This window comes from Nocardiopsis terrae (genome assembly GCF_014651695.1).
Classification (GTDB): Bacteria; Actinomycetota; Actinomycetes; order Streptosporangiales; family Streptosporangiaceae; genus Nocardiopsis; species Nocardiopsis terrae.
Map to the genome: position 1 here is coordinate 331,212 of NZ_BMXJ01000006.1, position 19,250 is coordinate 350,461.

At 72.7% G+C, this 19,250-nt stretch carries 15 protein-coding genes and 3 tRNA genes; 9 read left to right on the plus strand and 9 right to left on the minus strand.

The window, feature by feature from the left end; all coding sequences use genetic code 11:
• Positions 1 to 526 precede the first annotated feature (526 nt).
• The 3 genes from IE195_RS18615 to IE195_RS18625 all read right to left on the minus strand — a co-directional run bounded on the left by IE195_RS18615 (position 527) and on the right by IE195_RS18625 (position 798).
• Positions 527 to 600: transfer RNA gene (locus IE195_RS18615), tRNA-Val, on the minus strand.
• Positions 601 to 613: 13 nt separating this feature from the next.
• Positions 614 to 684, minus strand: a tRNA-Cys gene (locus IE195_RS18620).
• A gap of 41 nt (positions 685 to 725) precedes the next feature.
• Positions 726 to 798 (minus strand) — tRNA-Gly (locus tag IE195_RS18625).
• Between the two features lie 207 nt (positions 799 to 1,005).
• Between IE195_RS18625 and IE195_RS18630 the strand changes: the two genes are divergently transcribed.
• On the plus strand, positions 1,006 to 2,199 hold the full coding sequence (locus tag IE195_RS18630) for a molybdopterin molybdotransferase MoeA (protein ID WP_191273202.1): 1,194 nt from the start codon (positions 1,006 to 1,008) through the stop codon (positions 2,197 to 2,199).
• 139 nt (positions 2,200 to 2,338) lie between these two features.
• Here the strand turns inward: IE195_RS18630 and IE195_RS18635 are convergent, their stop codons facing one another.
• Positions 2,339 to 4,039, minus strand: coding sequence for an MFS transporter (locus IE195_RS18635; protein WP_191273204.1), 1,701 nt, complete (start codon positions 4,037 to 4,039; stop codon positions 2,339 to 2,341).
• 179 nt (positions 4,040 to 4,218) lie between these two features.
• On the opposite strand from IE195_RS18635, the gene IE195_RS18640 reads away from it, so the two are divergent.
• From IE195_RS18640 to IE195_RS18650, 3 genes are all read left to right on the plus strand, one after another.
• On the plus strand, positions 4,219 to 4,770 hold the full coding sequence (locus IE195_RS18640; protein ID WP_191273206.1) for a TetR/AcrR family transcriptional regulator: 552 nt from the start codon (positions 4,219 to 4,221) through the stop codon (positions 4,768 to 4,770).
• 491 nt (positions 4,771 to 5,261) lie between these two features.
• Positions 5,262 to 6,446 (plus strand): mannose-6-phosphate isomerase, class I, encoded by a 1,185-nt coding sequence (gene manA / locus IE195_RS18645; protein ID WP_191273733.1) that lies wholly within the window; start codon positions 5,262 to 5,264, stop codon positions 6,444 to 6,446.
• Positions 6,447 to 6,546: 100 nt separating this feature from the next.
• Complete coding sequence (locus IE195_RS18650; RefSeq protein ID WP_191273208.1) at positions 6,547 to 6,921, plus strand: FKBP-type peptidyl-prolyl cis-trans isomerase; 375 nt, start codon at positions 6,547 to 6,549, stop codon at positions 6,919 to 6,921.
• Between the two features lie 67 nt (positions 6,922 to 6,988).
• Here the strand turns inward: IE195_RS18650 and IE195_RS18655 are convergent, their stop codons facing one another.
• Positions 6,989 to 8,164, minus strand: coding sequence for an acyl-CoA dehydrogenase family protein (locus IE195_RS18655; protein ID WP_191273210.1), 1,176 nt, complete (start codon positions 8,162 to 8,164; stop codon positions 6,989 to 6,991).
• Between the two features lie 297 nt (positions 8,165 to 8,461).
• On the opposite strand from IE195_RS18655, the gene IE195_RS18660 reads away from it, so the two are divergent.
• Positions 8,462 to 9,115: a TetR/AcrR family transcriptional regulator gene (locus IE195_RS18660; RefSeq protein ID WP_191273212.1), complete on the plus strand. Its 654-nt coding sequence runs from the start codon at positions 8,462 to 8,464 to the stop codon at positions 9,113 to 9,115.
• On the opposite strand, the gene IE195_RS18665 is transcribed toward IE195_RS18660, so the two are convergent.
• The gene (locus tag IE195_RS18665) at positions 9,070 to 9,729 is read right to left on the minus strand and encodes a TetR/AcrR family transcriptional regulator (RefSeq protein WP_225942367.1); all 660 of its coding nucleotides are present in this window, start codon (positions 9,727 to 9,729) and stop codon (positions 9,070 to 9,072) included. The genes IE195_RS18660 and IE195_RS18665 overlap by 46 nt on opposite strands.
• Positions 9,730 to 9,863: 134 nt before the next feature.
• Positions 9,864 to 13,190 carry a carboxyl transferase domain-containing protein gene (locus tag IE195_RS26520; protein ID WP_191273214.1) on the minus strand — a complete coding sequence of 1,109 codons (3,327 nt, stop codon included), beginning with the start codon at positions 13,188 to 13,190 and terminating at the stop codon, positions 9,864 to 9,866.
• A 91-nt stretch (positions 13,191 to 13,281) separates the two neighbouring features.
• Here IE195_RS26520 and IE195_RS18675 point away from each other — a divergent pair, with 91 nt between their 5' ends.
• Positions 13,282 to 13,899 carry a TetR/AcrR family transcriptional regulator gene (locus IE195_RS18675; protein ID WP_191273216.1) on the plus strand — a complete coding sequence of 206 codons (618 nt, stop codon included), beginning with the start codon at positions 13,282 to 13,284 and terminating at the stop codon, positions 13,897 to 13,899.
• 45 nt (positions 13,900 to 13,944) lie between these two features.
• On the opposite strand, the gene IE195_RS18680 is transcribed toward IE195_RS18675, so the two are convergent.
• Positions 13,945 to 14,910, minus strand: a complete 966-nt coding sequence (locus IE195_RS18680) for an SDR family NAD(P)-dependent oxidoreductase (RefSeq protein ID WP_191273218.1) — start codon at positions 14,908 to 14,910, stop codon at positions 13,945 to 13,947.
• A 225-nt stretch (positions 14,911 to 15,135) separates the two neighbouring features.
• Between IE195_RS18680 and IE195_RS18685 the strand changes: the two genes are divergently transcribed.
• Entirely contained in the window at positions 15,136 to 15,582 is a 447-nt protein-coding gene (locus tag IE195_RS18685; RefSeq protein ID WP_191273220.1) for a carboxymuconolactone decarboxylase family protein, read from the plus strand.
• A gap of 114 nt (positions 15,583 to 15,696) precedes the next feature.
• Here the strand turns inward: IE195_RS18685 and IE195_RS18690 are convergent, their stop codons facing one another.
• Entirely contained in the window at positions 15,697 to 16,233 is a 537-nt protein-coding gene (locus IE195_RS18690) for a DUF7144 family membrane protein (protein WP_191273222.1), read from the minus strand.
• 309 nt (positions 16,234 to 16,542) lie between these two features.
• Between IE195_RS18690 and IE195_RS18695 the strand changes: the two genes are divergently transcribed.
• A complete protein-coding gene (locus tag IE195_RS18695) occupies positions 16,543 to 17,052 on the plus strand; it encodes an ArsR/SmtB family transcription factor (RefSeq protein WP_191273224.1) in 510 nt (169 codons plus the stop codon).
• A 339-nt stretch (positions 17,053 to 17,391) separates the two neighbouring features.
• Positions 17,392 to 19,197, plus strand: coding sequence for a sensor histidine kinase (locus tag IE195_RS18700; protein ID WP_191273226.1), 1,806 nt, complete (start codon positions 17,392 to 17,394; stop codon positions 19,195 to 19,197).
• Positions 19,198 to 19,250 lie beyond the last annotated feature (53 nt).

Consider the following 19,250-nt stretch of genomic DNA (forward strand, 5'->3'; position numbering starts at 1 on the left):
GTTGTTCCCTGGGAACTTTGCGCACTCCTGGATTGATGGTTCTCTTGTTGGTGCTGCAGGTGGTGGACCGCCGGTCCGGTGAGGTGAACCCGGGCGGTCGAGGTCCGTGGCTGGTGGGCCGGGTCGCGGCCTTTCGTCGGTGGGAGGGCCAGTGCGGGCAGCCGCCGTAGCTGTGGGCGATCATCTGCCTGGGCCGGGACCGGGTATGGACGGTTCCTGGCTGGACCCGGCCAACCAGGGCACGAGCGCGGTTCGCAGACTGAGCGGGTGCGGCGGAGCCCTGATGTCCGAAGGGACGCGAGCCGGGGCCGTGGACACCCACGCATCCCTTCTCCGCTGTCGACGAGTCCGGACGAACGCAGCAGAAAGCAGCGTGGTCGGGTTGGTGCTCCTGGCATCGGCCGGGCTGATCGACCATCCGGGCGAGACAGGGGGTTGACCACGCGGAACTCTGACGGCGGTCGTCACTCCGGCCCCGGGAAACGCGAAAGGCCAGAGCCGAAGCCCTGGCCTTCCGAACTGCTTGTGGGCGATACAGGACTCGAACCTGTGACCCCTACCGTGTCGAGGTAGTGCTCTAGCCAACTGAGCTAATCGCCCCAGTGAAACTGGGAGGTGGAGACGGGATTTGAACCCGTGTAGACGGCTTTGCAGGCCGCTGCCTCGCCTCTCGGCCACTCCACCGAGTATCCGTGGGGCGGTTCCCCGCCCCAGCGTCTCCTCCGAGCGGACGACGGGATTCGAACCCGCGACCCTCACCTTGGCAAGGTGATGCTCTACCAGCTGAGCCACGTCCGCTTGCTGCTCGGCCAGGCCCCCGCTTGCGTGGGCCCCGCCTTGCTGCTGATAAAGACTTTAGCGGAGATTCGACAGACGGCAAATCGGAGCTCGTCGAGGGCGGTGCGGCGGTCACCTTGGAGGGCGCGCACAGGCGGTAGCGTCCGCCTCGTGTGGCCCGGGTAGACAAGGGGGCACACCCTCGGAGGGCGGAGCGGACGGAGCAGCATGGACATCCCCGTGGCGGACGGTTCGGCGTGCGGTGGTCACCGCGGCGCCACCTCGTGGGCGCGGGCGCGCGAACGGGCCCGGCGGCTGGGGGAGGAGCTGCGCTCCCCGGTGCGCGACCTCCCGCTGGAGCGGGCCCTGGGCGGTGTGCTCGCCGCCGACCTGAGGGCGCTGGTGGGGTCGCCCGCCTTCGACGCCTCGGCGATGGACGGGTTCGCGGTGGCGGGGGAGGGGCCGTGGACCCCGGTGGGCACCCAGCTGGCCGGGACCCCCGTGGCAGGGCTCTGTCTGGCGGAGGGCGAGGCCGTGGAGATCGCCACGGGCGCCCGGGTGCCGAAGGGGACCGAGGCGGTCCTGCCCTACGAACTGGCCGGGACCGCCGACGGCCGGGTGCGGGGCGAGGCCCATCGGGGCAGGCACGTGCGCTGGGCGGGTGAGGAGACCGCCCCGGGCGAGACGGTGCTGGAGGCGGGCACCGAGGTGGCCCCGGCGGTGCTGGGACTGGCCGCGAGCCTGGGCCACGACAGCCTCCCAGTGCGCCTGCCGACGGTGTCGGTACTGGTCACCGGGGACGAGATCGCCACGGGCGGGCTGCCCGGCGAGGGTGTGGTGCGGGACGCGATCGGTCCGCTGATGCCCGGCCTGGTCGCCTGGGCCGGTGGGCACCTGGAGAGTTCCCGTGTACTGGGCGACGGCTACCGGGACCTGGACGAGGCCCTGACCGCGGGAGGAACCGACGTGGTCGTGGTGTGCGGGTCCTCCTCGAAGGGTCCCGCCGACCACCTGCGCGGGGTGCTGCGGGAGGCGGGTGCGCAGCCTGTCGTGGACGGTGTGGCCTGCCGTCCGGGGCACCCGCAGTTGCTCGCCCGCTCGGGAAACACCGCGTTCGTGGGGCTGCCCGGCAACCCGAACGCCGCCCTGGTGGCCTCCCTCACACTGCTGGTGCCGCTGCTGTGCGCGATGTCCGGGCGCACCGACCCGGCCCGGGCGACGGGGACGGTTCCGCTGTCCGGCGAGGTGCGTTCGAGGCCGGAGGACACCCGGCTGGTCGCGGTGCGGCTCCGGGAGGGCCGGGCCGAACCGGTGGGCCACGACCGGCCGGGCAGCCTGCGCGGCGCGGCCCTGGCCGAGGCGTACGCGGTGGTGCCCCCCGGCTGGGCGGGCACGGAGGTGGAGCTGCTGCGACTGCCTTGAACCGTTCCGCCGTCCGTCCCCGCGTCGGACGCCGTCCCCGGAATCCGGGCGGCGCCGGACACGGGTCGGCCCCCGGGGTTCTCCCGGGGGCCGAACGGTTCGTCCCGTGACGGGCCCGCCGCACGTCTGCGGGCGGCGGCTACCTCGCGGACTCGGCGGAGCCCGTGCCCGCGGGGGTCTCCCGGGTCCCGTCACCCCCGTCCGCGGAGGCGTGCCCGGCCCTGGCGGCCTCGGACCGCCCGTGCTGCACCACCTCGGACTCCTGGGCCTCCACCGCCGGGTTGCCGCGTCCGCGCAGCAGGAACCAGGCCTGGAACGCCGCCGCCAGCACGATCACCACGGCGATGACCGAGGTCAGGTGCATACCTTCGGTGAACGCCAGCCGCGCCGAGTCCATCAGCGCAGCCCCGCTGGTACCGCCCAGGTCGGTGGCGGTGTTGGCGGCCCCGCCCAGGGTCTCCCGCGCCGCGTCGGTGGCGTCGGCGGGAACCCCGTCCACCTCGGTGAGGTGGTTGCGGTAGAACGCGGTCAGGACGCTGCCCAGCACCGCGACGCCCAGTGCCCCGCCCAGCTCGTAGGCGGTCTCGGAGATCGCGGAGGCGGCGCCCGCCCGCTTGGGCGGGGCGGCCGACATGATCGCCCCGTTGGTGAGCGTCTCGGCGAAACCGGAGCCCAGGGCGATCAGCAGGAAGGCCGTGACCACGAGGCCGATGCCGCGGCTGACGTCGTCGGCGGGGGTGAGCACCAGGGTGGCGAACCCGGCCGCCGTCACGAGCAGGGAGGCCCCGATCACGGTGGCCAGGCTCAGGTGCCGCGCCACCCGGGCGGCGATCAGGCTGGCCACGACCGACAGGACGAGCCCCGGCAGCAGCACGACGCCCGCGCGCATCGGTGAGACACCGAGCACCAGCTGCAGGTACTGGGTGAGGAAGAACAGCGACCCCACCATGGAGAACACGATCATCAGGTTGGTGACCACGGCCACGCTGAACACGCGGGACCGGAACAGGTCCACGTCGATCAGCGGGTCCCTGAGCCCGCGCTGCCGCCGGACGAACAGGTAGCCCACGGCCAGGCCGAACACCAGGGACAGGACCGGCAGGAGTTCGGGGCCCTCGGTGGCCAGCTTCTTGATGCCGTAGACGGCGGGCAGCATGGCGCCGAGCGAGAGCACGACGCTGAGGAGGTCGATCCGGCTGGAGTCGGGGTTGCGGGACTCGCGCACCAGCAGCGGCACCAGGACCAGGATCAGCGCCATCACGGGCAGGTTGATCAGGAAGACCGAGCCCCAGAAGAAGTGCTCCAGGAGCCAGCCGCCCAGGATCGGGCCGAGGGCGGCGCCGCCGGAGAACCCGGACGCCCAGATCGCGATGGCCAGCAGCCGCTGGCGCGGGTTCAGGAAGATGTTGCGCAGCAGGGACAGGGTCGAGGGCATCAGTGAGGCCCCCGCGACGCCGAGCAGGGCCCGGGCGAGGATCAGGGTCTCGGCGTTGGGTGAGAAGGCGGCCAGCAGGGAGGCCGTGCCGAAGGCGGCCGACCCGGCCATGAGCAGGCGGCGCCGTCCGATCCGGTCGCCGAGCGACCCCATGGTGATCAGCAGCCCGGCCAGGACGAAGCCGTAGATGTCGATGATCCACAGCAGTTGGCCCGAGGTGGGTTTCAGTGCCTCGCTCAGGGCGGGCACGGCGAACCCGAGCACGGTCATGTCGACCGAGATCAGGACGACGGGCAGGACCAGGACGGCGAGTGCCGCCCACTCGCGCGGTCCCGCGAGCGCGGGCGGGCCCCCGTGGTCCCCGTGCGCGCGGGTGGTGCCGTTGCCGGCCTCGGCGGAACTCATCTTTCCCTCTCGGTCGGTGGGTGTCGCGCCGCTCGGGGTGAGGGGCGCACGGGACCCGGAGGGGTGTCGGTGCCGTCCGGGCGGGGCGGGAAGTCTGGTCGACCGAGGGTGAGGACACAGCTCGGGACTCTTCAACCGTCCAGACGGTACAGTACCGTCCAGCCGGTACAGTGTCAATCGTGAGCACATCGAACACACGCGAGCGCATCCTCGACGCCCTGCAGGACATCCTGATCAGCGACGGCTACTCCTCGGTGACCCTGGAGGCCGTCGCCCGGGCGGCCGAGGTGTCCAAGGGCGGCCTGCTCTACCACTTCCCGTCCAAGGCGGACCTGATGGACGGGTTGGTCAAACGCCTCGGTGAACTGGCCGAGGCCGAGTTCGCCGAGGCCAGGGAGAGCGAGGAGGGGGTGGTCCGGATCTTCCTGCGCACCTCGACGCCGCAGAGCACCGAGGAAAGGGAGCTGTACTGGTCGGTCATCGCCGCCCTGCGCAGCCACGAGGACCTGGGGGAGGAGTCGGTCCGCTACGTGCAGTACCTGTTCACCCACTGGGGCGAGCTGCTGCACGAGGAACTGACCGACCCGGTCCTGGCGGAGACCATCCTCCGCGCCGGTGACGGCCTGTACATGGCCGAGATCGCCGGGCTGCCCAGGCCCGACCCCGAACTCACCCGGCGGATGATCGACCGGCTGGTCGAGGAGTCGGACCGGGTGCGCCGCAAACGCTGAGCGGGTCCGGTGGGAGCCGGCCCTCCAGTGCCCGGACCTCGCTGCCCCCCATCCGGGCGCGCCCCGCACGGGCCGCCCTCCCCGCGGCTTCTGGGATCATCGTGGCCGGTGCACCCCGCGGTGGTCCCGGCCTCGGCGGCGCATCCCGTTTTCCGCCGCCCGGGGGCGGGTATCGCGCGGGCACGAGTGCCGGACGCCGGTCGCGTGCGGTGCCGGAGGTCCTTGCCGACAGGTGCCGGGTGTTGTCTCCGGAAGATGACGGTGTGGTGCTGTTCACGTGTCCCGGAACGTGGTTTACTTCCGAGTAACTTCGTTGCCGCTACCGGGCTCCGGGCACCTCGGAAGCCCGCCGAACTGGCGAGGTGAGGTGTGCACTACCTCGATATGCGGGGCGTGCCGTGTCGAACGGGAGGCTTCCCTTGGCAAGACTGTTCACACCCCGCCGGAGCGTCCACGGGGTGAGGACACGCACACGGGAGAGCGGGGAGCGGATGCACAGGCTCACCAACCAGGTACGGCCGTACGCCTGGGGAGCGCGCACCGCCATCCCGCGCCTGCTGGGGACCGAGCCCGACGGCACGCCGCAGGCGGAGCTGTGGCTGGGCGCCCACCACGGCGCCCCCAGCACCGTCCACTGCGACGGCGGTCCCCGGCCCCTGCCCGGCCTGATCGCGGAGGACCCCCGCCGCGTACTCGGCCCCGGCACCGCCGAACGCTTCGGTGCCCGCCTGCCCTACCTCCTCAAGTACCTGGCCGCCGAGGCGCCGCTCTCCCTCCAGGTGCACCCCGACGCGGCCCGGGCCCGCTCCGGCTACGAGGCCGAGGAACGCGCCGGGATCCCGGTCGACGCACCCCACCGCAACTACCGGGACCCCCACCACAAACCCGAACTGCTCCTCGCCCTGGAGCCCTTCGAGGCGCTGTGCGGCTTCCGTGAACCCGCCGCCACCGTCGCCGACCTCATCGGCCTGGACAACGAACTGGCCAACCTGCTGCGTCAGGACCTGTCCGCCGCCGACACCCACGGCGCGCTCCGGGCCGCACTCACCCGCCTGTTGACGCTCCCCGCCGCCGACCACGGCCGACTGATCGGCGACTTCGTCCGGGAGTGGTCCGGCAGGGGCAGGCGCGGCGCCCACGCCGAGATCGTCGTGGACCTGGCCGACCGCTACCCCGGCGACCCCGGTGCGGTCGCCGCGCTCCTGCTGAACCGGGTCACCCTGTGGCCCGGGCAGGCCCTCTTCCTCCCGGCGGGCAACCTGCACGCCTACCTCCAGGGCACCGCCGTCGAGGTGATGGCCAGCTCCGACAACGTGCTCCGCGCAGGTCTGACCGCCAAGCACGTCGACGCCCCGGAGCTGCTCGACGTGGTGGACTTCTCCGTACTGCCGATCCCTTACGCCCAGCCCGGTTTCCTGGACGGCCGCCGCGAGTTCCGCCCGTCCGCCCCCGAGTTCGCCCTGCACGAGATCGGCCCCGGCCGGATCGCCGCCCACCTGCCCGGCGACGGCCCCACCGTGGTCCTGGCGCTGCACGGCAACGTGGACCTGGTCGCCGAGGTCGGCGAGGGGGTCACCCTGCGCCGCGGGGAGTCCGTGTTCGTCCAGGCCGACAGCGGACCCATCAAGGTCGAGGGACGCGGCCACGTCGTCGCCGCCACCGTCGGGGAGCACTGAGGGCCGGGGCGGGGCGCCCGGCGGGACTGGCAGAGAACACCGGGCACCACCGATAGCCTGGGCCCTTCTGTCCACGTGTTTCCAAGAGGGGGACCCCACCATGGCGCTTGAGCGTCCCGAGATCGACTTCATCGAGGGCCCGCCGCCCGCGGACCTGGAGATCACCGACATCACGGTCGGCGAGGGCGACCAGGCCGGGCACGGCAGCACCGTCAGCGTGCACTACGTCGGCGTCGCGCACTCCTCCGGCGAGGAGTTCGACGCCAGCTGGAACCGCGGCGAGCCCCTGCGCTTCCGCCTGGGCTCCGGTCAGGTCATCTCCGGCTGGGACCAGGGCGTCATGGGCATGCGCGTCGGCGGCCGCCGTCAGCTGGTCATCCCGCCGCACCTGGCCTACGGCGACCGCGGCGCCGGCGGCGTCATCAAGCCGGGGGAGACCCTGGTGTTCGTCGTCGACCTGGTCGACGTCAACTAGGCCTCCGAGCACAAGGGCCCGTGCCGCGCTGGCGCGCGCGGCACGGGCCCTCCCTCGTTCCCGCTAGCTACCCAAGGGTTGCGCCCACCTTCACGTGGCCCTTGAGCAGGTCGCGGGCGATCGTGCGGCGCTGGATCTCGTCGGTGCCCTCGAAGATGCGCAGCAGCCGGACGTCCCGGTAGAAGCGCTCGATGGGCAGCTCGCGGGTGTAACCCATGCCGCCGTGGATCTGCATGACGCGGTCGACGATCTCGTTGGCCTTCACGCCGCCGAACAGCTTGGCGATCGACTGGGCGTGCCGCGAGTCCTTGCCCTCGGAGACCTGCCAGGCGGCGTGCAGCACCAGCAGGCGCAGCGCCTCGATCTCGGTCTGGGAGTCGGCGATCATCCACTGGATGGCCTGGCGGTCCGCGATGGGCGCACCGAAGGTCTCGCGGGTCTTGGAGTAGTCGACGGCCATGTCGAGCAGGCGCTCGCAACCGCCCAGCGCGCGGGCGGGCAGCAGGTAGCGGCCCTTGCCGATCCACTTCATGGCGAGGGCGAAGCCGTACCCTTCCTCGCCGAGGATGTTCTCGTGCGGGACGCGCACGTCCTGGAAGATCAGGGCGGCCGGGCGGCGCTCGCCCATGGTGTCGATGGGCTCGGAGGTCCAGCCCATGTCGCGGTCGACGAGGAAACAGGTCACACCGCCGTTGGCGCCCTTCTCGGGGTCGGTGACCGCGAAGACCATGGCGAAGTCGGCCTCGTTGCCGCCGGTGATGAAGGTCTTCTCACCGTTGATCACCCACTCGTCGCCGTCGCGGACGGCCTTGGCGCGGATGGCCTTGGCGTCGGAGCCCGCGTTCGGCTCGGTGATGGCGAAGCAGGACTTGCGCTCGCCCTCGATGGTGGGGAGCAGGTAGCGGCGCTTCTGCTCCTCGTTGGCGTAGTAGAGGATGTTGTCGGCCTCACCGCCGAATTTGAAGGTGAGGAAGGTCCGGCCGAGTTCGATCTCGATGAGGGCCTCGCTGATCGCGTCCAGCCCCATGCCGCCGTACTCCTCCGGGGTGGCGACCCCCCAGAAGTCCGACTTGCGGGCCAGTGCGCGCAGCCGGTTGTTCTCCTCGCGGGTCAGGCCGGGCGGGTGGCCCTCGCGCTCGCGGCGCAGCACCTCGTTCTCCAGCGGCATCAGCTCCCGCTCGACGAAGGTTCGCACCCAGCTCTGGACGGCGCGCTGCTCTTCGCTCAGTGAGAAATCGATCACGGCTGCTCCCAAGTAACCTAACGCTGTTCGGTTATTTGAGGGTACGTTGTGGCCCCTTGTCCGCGCAAGGGCGGAACCGAACGGTGTGAGGTGGCAGGTGGAACCACTGATCCCCCGGGGAGTGGACCGTTCCGGCAGGTCCCGCGGGGTTCCGGACCGCTCCCGGCCGGTCCTCGGCGGGAAGGCGGGCCGCGGTGGGGGCCGCCGAGCGGCAGAATACGGAGCACGCCGTGCGATGATCGGCGCGGATGCCGGACGGACCGGCCCGACGGCGCAGTGCAGAAGGAGAGCCTTTCCGTGGCCCGACCCAAGACACCGATGCTGAGCAAACCGGCGATCCGCGGGGCCGCGCTCACGCTCATCGACCGGGACGGGCTGGAACAGCTGTCCATGCGCAAGCTCGCCCAGGAGTTGGCAGTCCAGGCCGCCTCGCTCTACAGCCACTACCGCACCAAGGAGGAGCTGCTCAGCGAGGTCGCCGAGGTGGTCACCACACACATCGACGTGTCCGGTTTCGAGGGCGGCGACTGGCGCGGGGGCCTGGCCGGGTGGGCCCGCTCCTACCGGACGGCCCTGGCCGAACACCCGAACCTGCTCCCGGTGATCGCCGCCGGGCCCGGCCGCCGGGAGGAGGCGCTGCGCCGCGCCGACGCCGTGCACGGCGGGCTCGTGAGCGCGGGCTGGCCTCCCCGCTACGCCACGATGATCGGGGCCTCCACCAAGTACCTGGTGGTGGGCGCCGCGACCAACTCCTTCGCGCGCGGGTTCGACGACGACGTCCGGGTCTACCAGGACCGCTACCCCAACCTGTCGCAGGCCCACCGGCTGCCCGAGGTCGCCGCCGAGATCGACGAGGAAAGCTTCGAACTGGCGCTGACGGCCTTCCTCGACGGTCTGGTCCCCGTCTACGACCGGGTCCGGAGCTCCGCCGGGGACGGTGCCGGGCACTGAGCCGCGGTCCGGGCCCGGGCGCGCCCGCGCCCCGGGCCAGGGGACGGGGCCATCGAGTCGATCCACGCGCAGAGCAGGTCGAGTCCGGCCTCGCCGCGCCCCCGGTCGCCGGTGACGAGGTAGTCGGTCTCCAACCCGGAGAACGCCGAGTTCAGCAGGGTGGCCAGGCTGAGCGCCCGGTCCTCGGGAACCCCGCGCAGGGTCAGGCAGGAGGCGACGAACTCCGCGCGCCCGCGCACGAACCCCGCGCTGGCCGCCGGCAGGCGGCCCGAGGCGGCGAGCCCCTCGATCTCCCGGATGAGCCGGGTCATGGGCAGTTCCTGGCCGAGCCCCCGCCGCCAGGCGTCCCGGACGATGCCGCTGACCGGGACCGCCGGGTCCTCCCAGCCCTTCGTGGCGAGCAGCGCCCGGTGCTGGCGCTCGTCCAGGCGGGCCAGGACCGCGGAGAGCAGCTCCTCGCGGTCGGCGAAGTGGTGGGTGAACACGCGCGTGCTCTGGCCCAGGCCCTGGGCGAGGCCGCGCAGGGTGAACCCGGTGATCCCGGTGTGCGCGAGCTGTTCGATGACGGCGTCCAGGACCTCGCGGCGCCTTGCGGGGTCAGCTTTCCGGGCCATGTCCACCTCCTGTGCCAACTCTGGCACACGGATTCAGGCCGTGTTCGTCGCCTTTGCCGACCGCGCGGTCCCCGTCCAGCCGGCCGCTGTCATGGTGTTGCCCGCCGCGTCCGGACCGGCCCTGGCGCTGCTGGTCACCAGGCGTCGACGTAGCGGCCGACCCGCTCCCCGGAACCGTCCGTCCCCGGGGCTCCGGCCAGGGCCGCGGTGACCCGGGCCCGGGTCACCGCGGGGTCGATCACGTCGTCCAGCTCGAACACCGAGGCCGCACTGGTCGCCCTGCCGCGCTCGTAGGCCGCGGCGAGCAGGGCGTCGAAGGTGGCCTCCCGCTCCCGGGGGTCCTCGACGGCGGCCAACTCCTTGCGGAACCCCAACCGGACCGCTCCCTCCAACCCCATCGGACCGAGCTCCCCGCTGGGCCAGGCCAGGGTGGCGTCGGGGGCGCGCAGGTGACCGCCGGCCATGGCCTGGGCGCCCAGGCCGTAGGCCTTGCGCAGCACCACGGTCACCATCGGAACGCGCAGTTGGGAACCGATCAGGAACAACCGGGAGAAGTGCCGGACGGTGGCGGTGCGTTCGGCGTCCGGGCCGACCATGAACCCCGGGGTGTCGCACAGGGAGAGCACGGCGAGCCCGTGGGCGTCGCACAACTGCAGGAACCGGGCGGCCTTGTCCGCGCCGTCGGAGTCGATGGCGCCGCCCAGGTGGCCGGGGTCGTTGGCGATCAGGCCCATCGGCCGCCCCTCGATCCGCACCAGGGCGGTGACCACACCCGGCCCGAAGCGGCGGCGCAGCTCCAGCACGGAGCCGGTGTCGGCCAGGGTGCGGACCGCGCGGCGGACGTCGTAGGCGCGCAGCCGGTTCTCCGGGACCACGTGGCGCAGCAGCCGCTGGTCGGCGGCCTCCCAGTCGCCGACGGTGCCCTGGAAGTAGGACAGGTAGTCGCGGGCCGCGCGCACGGCTGCCGCATCGTCCTCCACGAGCAGGTCGATCACCCCGTTGGGCTCCTGGACACCGACCGGGCCGACCTCCTCGGGGCGGTGGACGCCCAGCCCGCCGCCCTCGATCATCGCGGGCCCGCCCATGCCGATCGTGGCATCGCGGGTGGCGATGACGACGTCGCAGCAGCCCAGCAGGGCCGCGTTGCCCGCGAAGCAGCGACCCGAGGCCACCCCCACGGTGGGGACCCGGCCGCTGAGGCGGCCCATGGCGGAGAACGTGGTGACGCCCAGGGCGGAGGCGGTGTTGGGGTCGATGTCCCCGGGGCGGCCGCCGCCGCCCTCGGCGAAGAGCACGACCGGGAGCCGGCGCCGGCGGGCGAGTTCCAGCATGCGGTCGGTCTTGCGGTGGTTGATCACGCCCTGGGTCCCGGCCATGACGGTGTAGTCGTACGACATGACCACGCAGTCGGTGCCGTAGTCCGGTCCGTCCGCGGACCGGACGCCGCGCCGCGCACCGGCTCCGTCCCCCGTTCCGTCGCCGTGCCGACCGGTGTTGACCCGGCCGATCCCGGTGACCATGCCGTCGGCGGGGGTGTTGGCGGCCAGGTCCTCGTCGGAGCGGCGGCCGCGCTGTGCGGCGACCGCCAGCGCGCCGTACTCGGTGAAGCCGCCGTCCCCGCACAGGTCGGCGATGTTCTCCCGGGCGGTGCGCCGGCCCAGGCGGTGCCGTTTGGCCACCGCTTCGGGACGGCGCTCGTCGGTGCCCGACGCGTGGCGTTCGAGCACCTCGGCCAGGTCGGGGCGGATGCGGTCGGGATCGACGCCGTCCTCGGCCGGCCCCGCCTCCTCCTCGACGCCGTCCGGGGCGAACCCGAGCAGTTCCTCGCCCTCGCCGACGGCGGCCCCGACCACGGCTCGGACCTCGCCGACCGTTCCGGAGGCGGGTGCGGCCAGCACGTGCTCCAGCTTCATCGCCTGGAGCACCACCAGGGGAGCCCCGGCCCGGACTCCGTCGCCGGGTTTCGCCTCGACCGAGACGACCGTCGCGGCGAAGGGCGCGGTGAGGCCGGCGGCGGAGCCCCCGTTCGGTGTTCCGGCGGTGGCGGTCCCGGCCGCGGCGAGGAGTTCGGCGAGGTGCTCGCCGACGAAGGCGGTGGTGGCGGTTCCGGAACGGAAACCGGGGTGGCGCAGCACCGCCCGCAGGAAGGCGATGTCGGTGTCGGCCCCGGCCACGGTGAACTCGGCCAGGGCCCGCTCGGCCCGGTCGGCGGCGTCGGTCAGCCCGCCGCGCGGGGCGTGCGCGACCACCTTGGCCAGCAGCGGGTCGAAGCCGTCCCCGGCGGTGTGCCCGACCGCTCCGTGGGTGTCCACCCGTACACCCGGGCCGGTGGGCGGGGCGAAGGCGGTCAGGGTCCCGGAGGAGGGGAGCGCCGCCCCGTCGGCGCCGGTGGTCTCCAGGTTGACCCGGGCCTGGACGGCGTAGCCGCGCGGGGCGGGGACGTCCTCCTGCCCGAGGCCCTGTTCGGCCAGGGTGCGGCCCAGCGCAACCTCGATCTGTGCGGTGACCAGGTCGACCCCGGTGACCTCCTCGGTGACGGTGTGCTCGACCTGCAGGCGCGGGTTGGCCTCGACGAAGTGGAAGGCGGGGGCTCCGGAGTCCCCGTCGGGCCCTGCGGCCCCGACGAGGAACTCGAAGGTGCCCAGGCCGGAGTAGGAGACCTCGCGGGCGAGGGTGAGGGCGGCGTCGAGCAGCCGTCGGCGGAGCTCTTCGGGCAGGCCCGGGGCGGGGGCGGTCTCGACCAGTTTCTGGTGGCGGCGCTGGATGCTGCACTCGCGCTCCCACAGGTGGGTCACGGCGCCGGTGCCGTCCCCGACCACCTGGACCTCGACGTGCCGGGCGCGTTGCAGCAGCTGTTCCACGTAGAGGTCGCCGTGTCCGAGGGCGTGTTCGGCCTCCGAACGGCAGCGTTCGTAGGCGAAGGCCAGGTCCGCAGGGTCGGTGACCGCGCGGATGCCCCGCCCGCCGCCGCCCGCCAGGGCCTTGACCATCACCGCCCCGCCGGGTCCGAGCCGTCTCAGGAAGGCCTCGGCCTCCTCCAGGGAGGTCGCGCCGAAGGTGCCGGGCAGAACGGGGACCCCGAGGCTCTCGGCCAGGGCCCGCGCGCGTGCCTTGTCGCCGAACAGGGCGAGGGCCTCGGGGGAGGGGCCCACGAAGACCAGGCCGGAGGCGGCGCACAGTTCGGCGAAGTCGGCGTTCTCGCTGAGGAAGCCGTAGCCGGGATGGACGAGCCGGCAACCCGTCTCGCGGGCCACGGCGACCAGTCGCTCGCCGTCCAGGTAGGCGGAGGGGCCCGCGGCGCCGAGCGGGCGGGCCTGGTCGGCGAGGCGGACGTGGGCGGCCCCGGAGTCCTCCGCCGCGTACACGGCGACGGTGCCGATTCCCAGGGAGGCGGCGGCCCGGAGCACGCGCACGGCGATCTCACCCCGGTTGGCGACGAGCAGGCGGGTGGGTTCGGACACGGGGGTCCCCTTCCTCGGCCGGTGGGTGAACCGAGTCTGCACCCCTGTTGACATTGATGTCAACGATTGTGGTTCTGGGATACTCGCCCCCATGGAGAAGAAGGAGTGGGCGACCCGCGTCAAGCACGACCGAGCCGACAGCGCCACCCGCGCGGCCCTGCTCACGGCGGCGCGGAGGGTGTTCGAACGCAACGGCTACGCGCGCACGACCGTCGCGGGGATCACCGCCGGGGCCGGGGTCGGCCGGGCCACCTTCTACGTGTACTTCGCCTCCAAGGAGGAGGTGTTCGCGGTCCTGGCCGAGGGGGTGCGGGACCGGTTCCTGGCCAGCCAGGAACTCGACGGGATCGACGCCGACGACCCGTACGCGGTGGTCCGGGCGACCGTCACCGCCTTCCTGGACGCCTACACGGAGAACCTCGCGTTCGTCACCGTGCTCCAGCACCAGTCGCTGTCCGACCCGGCGATGGGGGAGCTGTGGGAGGAGATCCACGGTCTGCCCCGCCGTCGCTCCGCCCGCTACACCCGGCGCCTGGTGGAGCGGGGGGCGGCGGACCCGGCGGCCTCCCCGGAGGCGGTCGCCCGGGCGGCCGGAGGCATGGTCGCGGCCTTCGCCGGCGGCCTCGCCTCCTGCCCGGGAGACCGGGACCGGGCCGCCCGGGAACTGACAGCGATGTACCTCCGCCTGCTGGGGCTCCCGGAGAGGTGACGGACGGGCAGTGGCGCCCCGCCCGTGGGGACGCCCCGGGCGGGCTCAGCCGCGGGCGAAGGCGTCCTCGCCGGTCAGCTCGGCCGACCAGGCCCACAGCCGTTCGGCCTGTTCGGGGTCGGTGGCGTGGGCGGCGACCCCTCGCTCGCCCCGCTCCGGGTCCGCCCGCTCCGGGAGTTCGGCGATGTCGGCGTTCTCGCAGTACAGGCCGCCCATCCCCGCGAGCCGGGCGGAGGTGGCCGCCCACACCTGGGTGGCCGCGCCCTGCTCGGGGGTCTTGAAGGTGGGGTTGACCGTGTTGCCCTGCTCGTCGATCCACCCGCGTTCGACCATCTCCCCGGTGGTCATGTGCCGCTGCAACCGGGTGAGGATCGCGCCGGGGTGCAGGGAGAAGGCCCGGACCCCGTGGCCGCTGCCGAGCCGGTCCAGGTGCACGGCGAAGAGGACGTTCGCGGTCTTGGCCTGGCCGTAGGCCGTCCAGCGGTCGTAGCCCCGCGCGAACCACGGGTCGTCCCAGCGGACACCGGAGGCGTGGTGACCGGAGGAGGCCACCGAGACCACCCGCCCGCCGCCGTTAGCGATCCTCGGCCACAACCGGTTGACCAGGGCGAAGTGCCCCAGGTGGTTGACGGCGAACTGGGCCTCCCAGCCGGGGCCGACCACGGTGTGCGGGCAGCCCATGATCCCCGCGCTGTTGACCACCAGGTCGATCCGCTCGTGCGGGAAGGCGTCCGCGAACGCGCGAACGCTCTGCAGGTCGGCCAGGTCCAGCTCGCCGACCTCCGTGCCCGGGATCCGTGCGAGAGCCTCCTCCGCCTGGTCGGGCCTGCGTGCCGGGACGACCACGCGGGCGCCCGCCCCCGCGAGGGCCCGTGTGGTCTCCAGTCCGATCCCCGAGTGGCCGCCGGTCACCAGGGCGACCTTCCCGGTCAGGTCGGTGCCGTCGAGGACCTCGGCCGCGGTGCTGCGCATGCCGTGGCCGGAGCCGATCCTGCTCTGTCGTGTGCTCATGCGGCTCACGCTAGGAGCTGGAGCGCGCTCCAGGTCAAGGACCGTGCCCCGGATCCGGGACGTCCGCCGGGGCCCGCGGAGGCGGCACACGTACCCCCGGTGGCCTGTGCGGGAGGGCGGCCCCGACATGCGGGGGAAGGACCCCCCGGCGCTGCGCGTTTCCCGGAGTGAGGGGAACGTAGCATCTGCTTTGACACGGTGTCCCACGAGGAGAAGACGGTACTCATGGCTGAGAAGCGCGTGGTCTGGGCGAAGAAACTGCCGCAGGTCTACAAGAAGCTCGACGAGGTCGACCTGGTGATCGCCGAGCACCTGGACGTCCGGCTGCTGGAACTGGTCAAACTCCGCGCCTCCGTGCTCAACGGCTGCGCGTTCTGCGTGGACCTGCACACCCGGAAGGCCCTCGGCGAGGGCGAGTCCCAGCAGCGGCTCTTCCTCGTGTCCACCTGGTACGAGGCCGGGGACCGCTTCACCGAACGGGAGCGCGCCGCCCTCGCCCTGACCGACGAGATGACCGAGCTGGGCGGCCACGGCGTGTCCGACGAGGTCTACGAAGAGGCCGCCGAGCACTTCGACGAGACGGAGCTCGCCGCGCTGATGTCCGCCATCGCCATGATCAACCTCTACAACCGGCTCGCCGTCACCAGCCGGTTGCACCCCAGGGAGCACTGACCGGCCCCTCGGCCGACCTGCCCCGGGCGGCCGTTCCGGGGCGGGGCGCGCACGAAGGCCGCCCCGTCCCGGAACCGCGGGACGGGGCGGCAGCGGCGCTCGGCCGCGCTGAGGTCAGCCGGTGTGCTGCTGACGCTGGCCCGGCCCCTGCTCCTGGCCCTGTTCGGGGGAGCGGGTGGGGTGGGGCGTCGAGGCGGGCCGTTCGTGGGCGGCCCGGTACCCGGCGCGGTAGCCGGACTCGCGGGGGTCCTCGGAGGCCTCGCCCCCCTCGCCGCGGATCGCGGCGGGCCAGCCGGCGGTCAGGCCGTAGACGACCAGGAGGTCGACGGCGATGACCACCACCGACCACAACGGCATGGCGACCAGGAAGGTCAGTTGGGCGATGGCGTTCAGGGATGCCAGGACGATGCCGAAGGCCCGGGCCCAGGTACTGCCGGAGAGGACCGCCAGACCTGCCACGACCAGCACCACACCCCACAGGCCGAGCAGGAGGCCCCAGGCCTCGTACTCCAGGATCAGCATCTGTGACTCGGCGGCCACGTAGAAGCCCGGGGTGAAGAACGCCGCGAGGCCCTGGATGACGTTGATCGCGCCGGTGACGATGAGCAGCGTCGAGACGAAGTACTGCCAACCGTTGGCCTGTGTCCGCATAGGTGCTCCTTTGCCGGTCGATCCGCGGACCGAATGGTCCGACGGGGCCGACCCCTCGGGTGTGACGAGCAGGCGGTCCGTACGCCGCACCTTCATCATCAGCCACACGGGGTAAGGGGGAGGAAACCGCTTCGCCCGGATCCGGCAAAGCCCGGACGCGCCTTTCCGGTCTGCTCTCGGGGAGGAGGGAAGGGGCGAGGCGCACAGCGGAGCGGAGCGTGTCAGCGGTCGGCGGGGCTCGGTCCCGGTCGGACCCACGGTCTCCTATTTGCTTTTACGTAACAACGTATAATCCTGTACCGTGGGACCGTGCCAGAACGAACCACGCAGGAACGCCTCGCCGACCTGGAGGCCCGGGTCGCCGAACTGGAGCAGCGGGACCGGGTGCGGGAGGACCGGCGCGCGGATCCGGGCTACGCGGAGCGCTTCTTCGCCCTGGAGGCACTCAGGGAACGCGTTCCCGAAGAGGGAGCCGTGGTCTTCGCGGGAGTCGTGCCGGTCGAGGGGCAGCCGGTCGAATGGCAGAGCGGAATCCCGGTCGACCGGCTCGAAGGCCTCGACTGGTCCCTGCTGGCAGGCAGTCTCGACGCCCTGGGCAACCCCGTTCGGCTCAGCCTCCTCCACGCTGTCTGGTCCGGAGTCGGCACCGTCGCCGAACTCAAGGAACGCGCGGAGTTCGGCACCAGCGGCCAGATCTACCACCACGTCAACCTGTTGGCCGCGGCGGGCTGGCTCACCACCCGCAGGCGGGGCCACTACGTCATCCCTCCGGAGCGGCTGGTCCCCCTCCTGGTGATCCTCGCCGCGGCCAGGGGCTGACCCCCTCCGGGAATCCCCCCTCACACCCCTTCCCCGAACCGTTCTCCGTGAAGGCGTTTCGGCCGCCTGAATCCCAGGTGTCCTCCCTTTATTGACAAAAGGGGAGAACCGGTCATCTCCCTTTTGTTAGTGTTCCGTGTGGTGTCGATAAGTTTTTCTGTGCTGGCTGTCGGGCCTGATCGGCAGAAAGTCCACGTTCCTTCCGGTGGTGGACTACCGTGAAATCCACCCGCCTCGGAAGAACTCGGTTCCGGGGCGGGATGTTCCCTGCTCGAATTACGGGACCGTGGAACGAACAACGACTCCGCCAGCCGCACGAACGCCGTGAGGAATCCATTCATGGCAGTACACCTGTCCGACCGGAAACGCCCCCTTCCGCGCCCCGGCCAACAGGCACTCGTCGCTCTCCTGGCCGCATCCGCACTGACCGCCCCGGCCTGGTCCTGGGTGGTGTTCGAGAGCCCGGCACCGGTCCGTACCCTCATCGCCCTGGTCGGCGGCGTGGCCGGGATCCTGCTGTGCGCGGCCGTGGCCACCGCGGCCCACCAGGCGGCGGCCGCACGCATCGCCCGTGCCCACAGCACCCGGGTCAGCGTTGGCGCACGGATCCTGGAGGAGGAGGCGGGGCGGGTCGTCGACGCGCTCCTGCCCGCCGTCTCCCAGGCCGCCCGCGAGGGGCGCTCGGCCCAGAGCGTGCTCGCCCGGTACCCCCGCCCCGGCCACCCCACGATCGACCGGCTCGCCCACGCCGTCACCACCCAGGTCGCCAGCGCCGAACGCCGCTCCGCCCAGGACCGGGAAGCCCGTGCGGAGATCGAGGACGAGGTCACCGACCTGGCCGACTCCGTCCTGCCGCTGATCGTCCACCGGGTCCGCGCGGACCGCACCAGCGCCGCCGAGACCCTCGCCCAGGAGTTCCAGGACGTCCGCGAACCCGTCGCGAGACTGCGCCGCCGCGTCCTGGACGAGATCCTGGCCGCCGAACGCCGCTCCGCCACGGCGCTGGTCTCGGCCGCCAACTCCGGTGCGCGCATCCAGGCCCACCTCACCACCCTGCTCGCCCAGCTCCGTGACCTGGAGGACCGTTACGGCGACCGCGCCGACATCTTCTCCGACCTCCTGAGGGTCGATCACAACGTCTCCCGCACCGGCCGTCTCGCGGACGCGTTCGTGGTCCTGGCCCAGGGGCGCTCCGGGCGCCGTTGGACCCGGCCCATCATCATGGAGAGCATCCTCCGCGGGGCCATGGGCCGGATCACCGCCTACCGGCGGGTCCGCCTGCACTACACCAGCAGGGTCGCGGTGGTCGGTTACGCGGCGGAGGGCGTCATGCAGGCGCTCGCCGAACTCATGGACAACGCCGCCAACTTCTCCGCGCACGGTACCGACGTCCACGTCTACGTGCAGGAGGAGGACACCGGGGTCACCATCACCGTCGAGGACAGCGGTATGGGGATGCGCAAACGCGAACGCCGCATCGCCGAGAACCTCATCGCCGAACCCCGAACCCTGGCCACCCTCCCCGGCATCCGGACCGGGCTGGCGGTCGTGGGCTGCCTGGCGGACAAGTACGGCCTGAAGGTGAGTTTCCGGCCCTCGGCCAGGGGCGGCGTCGGGGTGGTCGTCCTCATCCCGCCCAACCTCATCACCGAACCCCGTGCCCGGGTACGGCGACCGCGCGCGGCCACCGCCGGTACCCCTGTGGTCGTCGTACCCGGGTCCGGCACCCCCGGGACCGGTACGCCGCCAGCCGGTGTGCCTTCGGCCGACACCCCCGCCGCCGGGATTCCGGCAGTCGGGACGCCGTCAGCCGGGACCCCGGCCGGCCCGCCGCCCCCGGCACGGGACGCTGCGGACCGCCCGCCCCTGCCCCGACGCGACGCCCGCCCCGGCCCCGCCGGCCCGGAACCGTCCGGCACCGCCCCCGGACAGCCGACCGGACCCGTCAACCTGCCCCGGCGCCGACGCGGCCACACCCTGGCCGAAGCGGTCCGGGAGAACCCCGAACAGCTCTTCCCCACCGCGCGCAGGCACCTCGACCCCCAGTCGCGCAACGGGATCCCCACCCGGTTCGCGGCCTTCCGGGACGCCGGTGCCCCGCCCGAGGAGAACGGCCGGGACACCACCCGGGAGGGCGGCCGATGAACACGGTCCCCGCCGCGTACCAACCGAAACCGATCGAAGAGGAACGGAGGGAG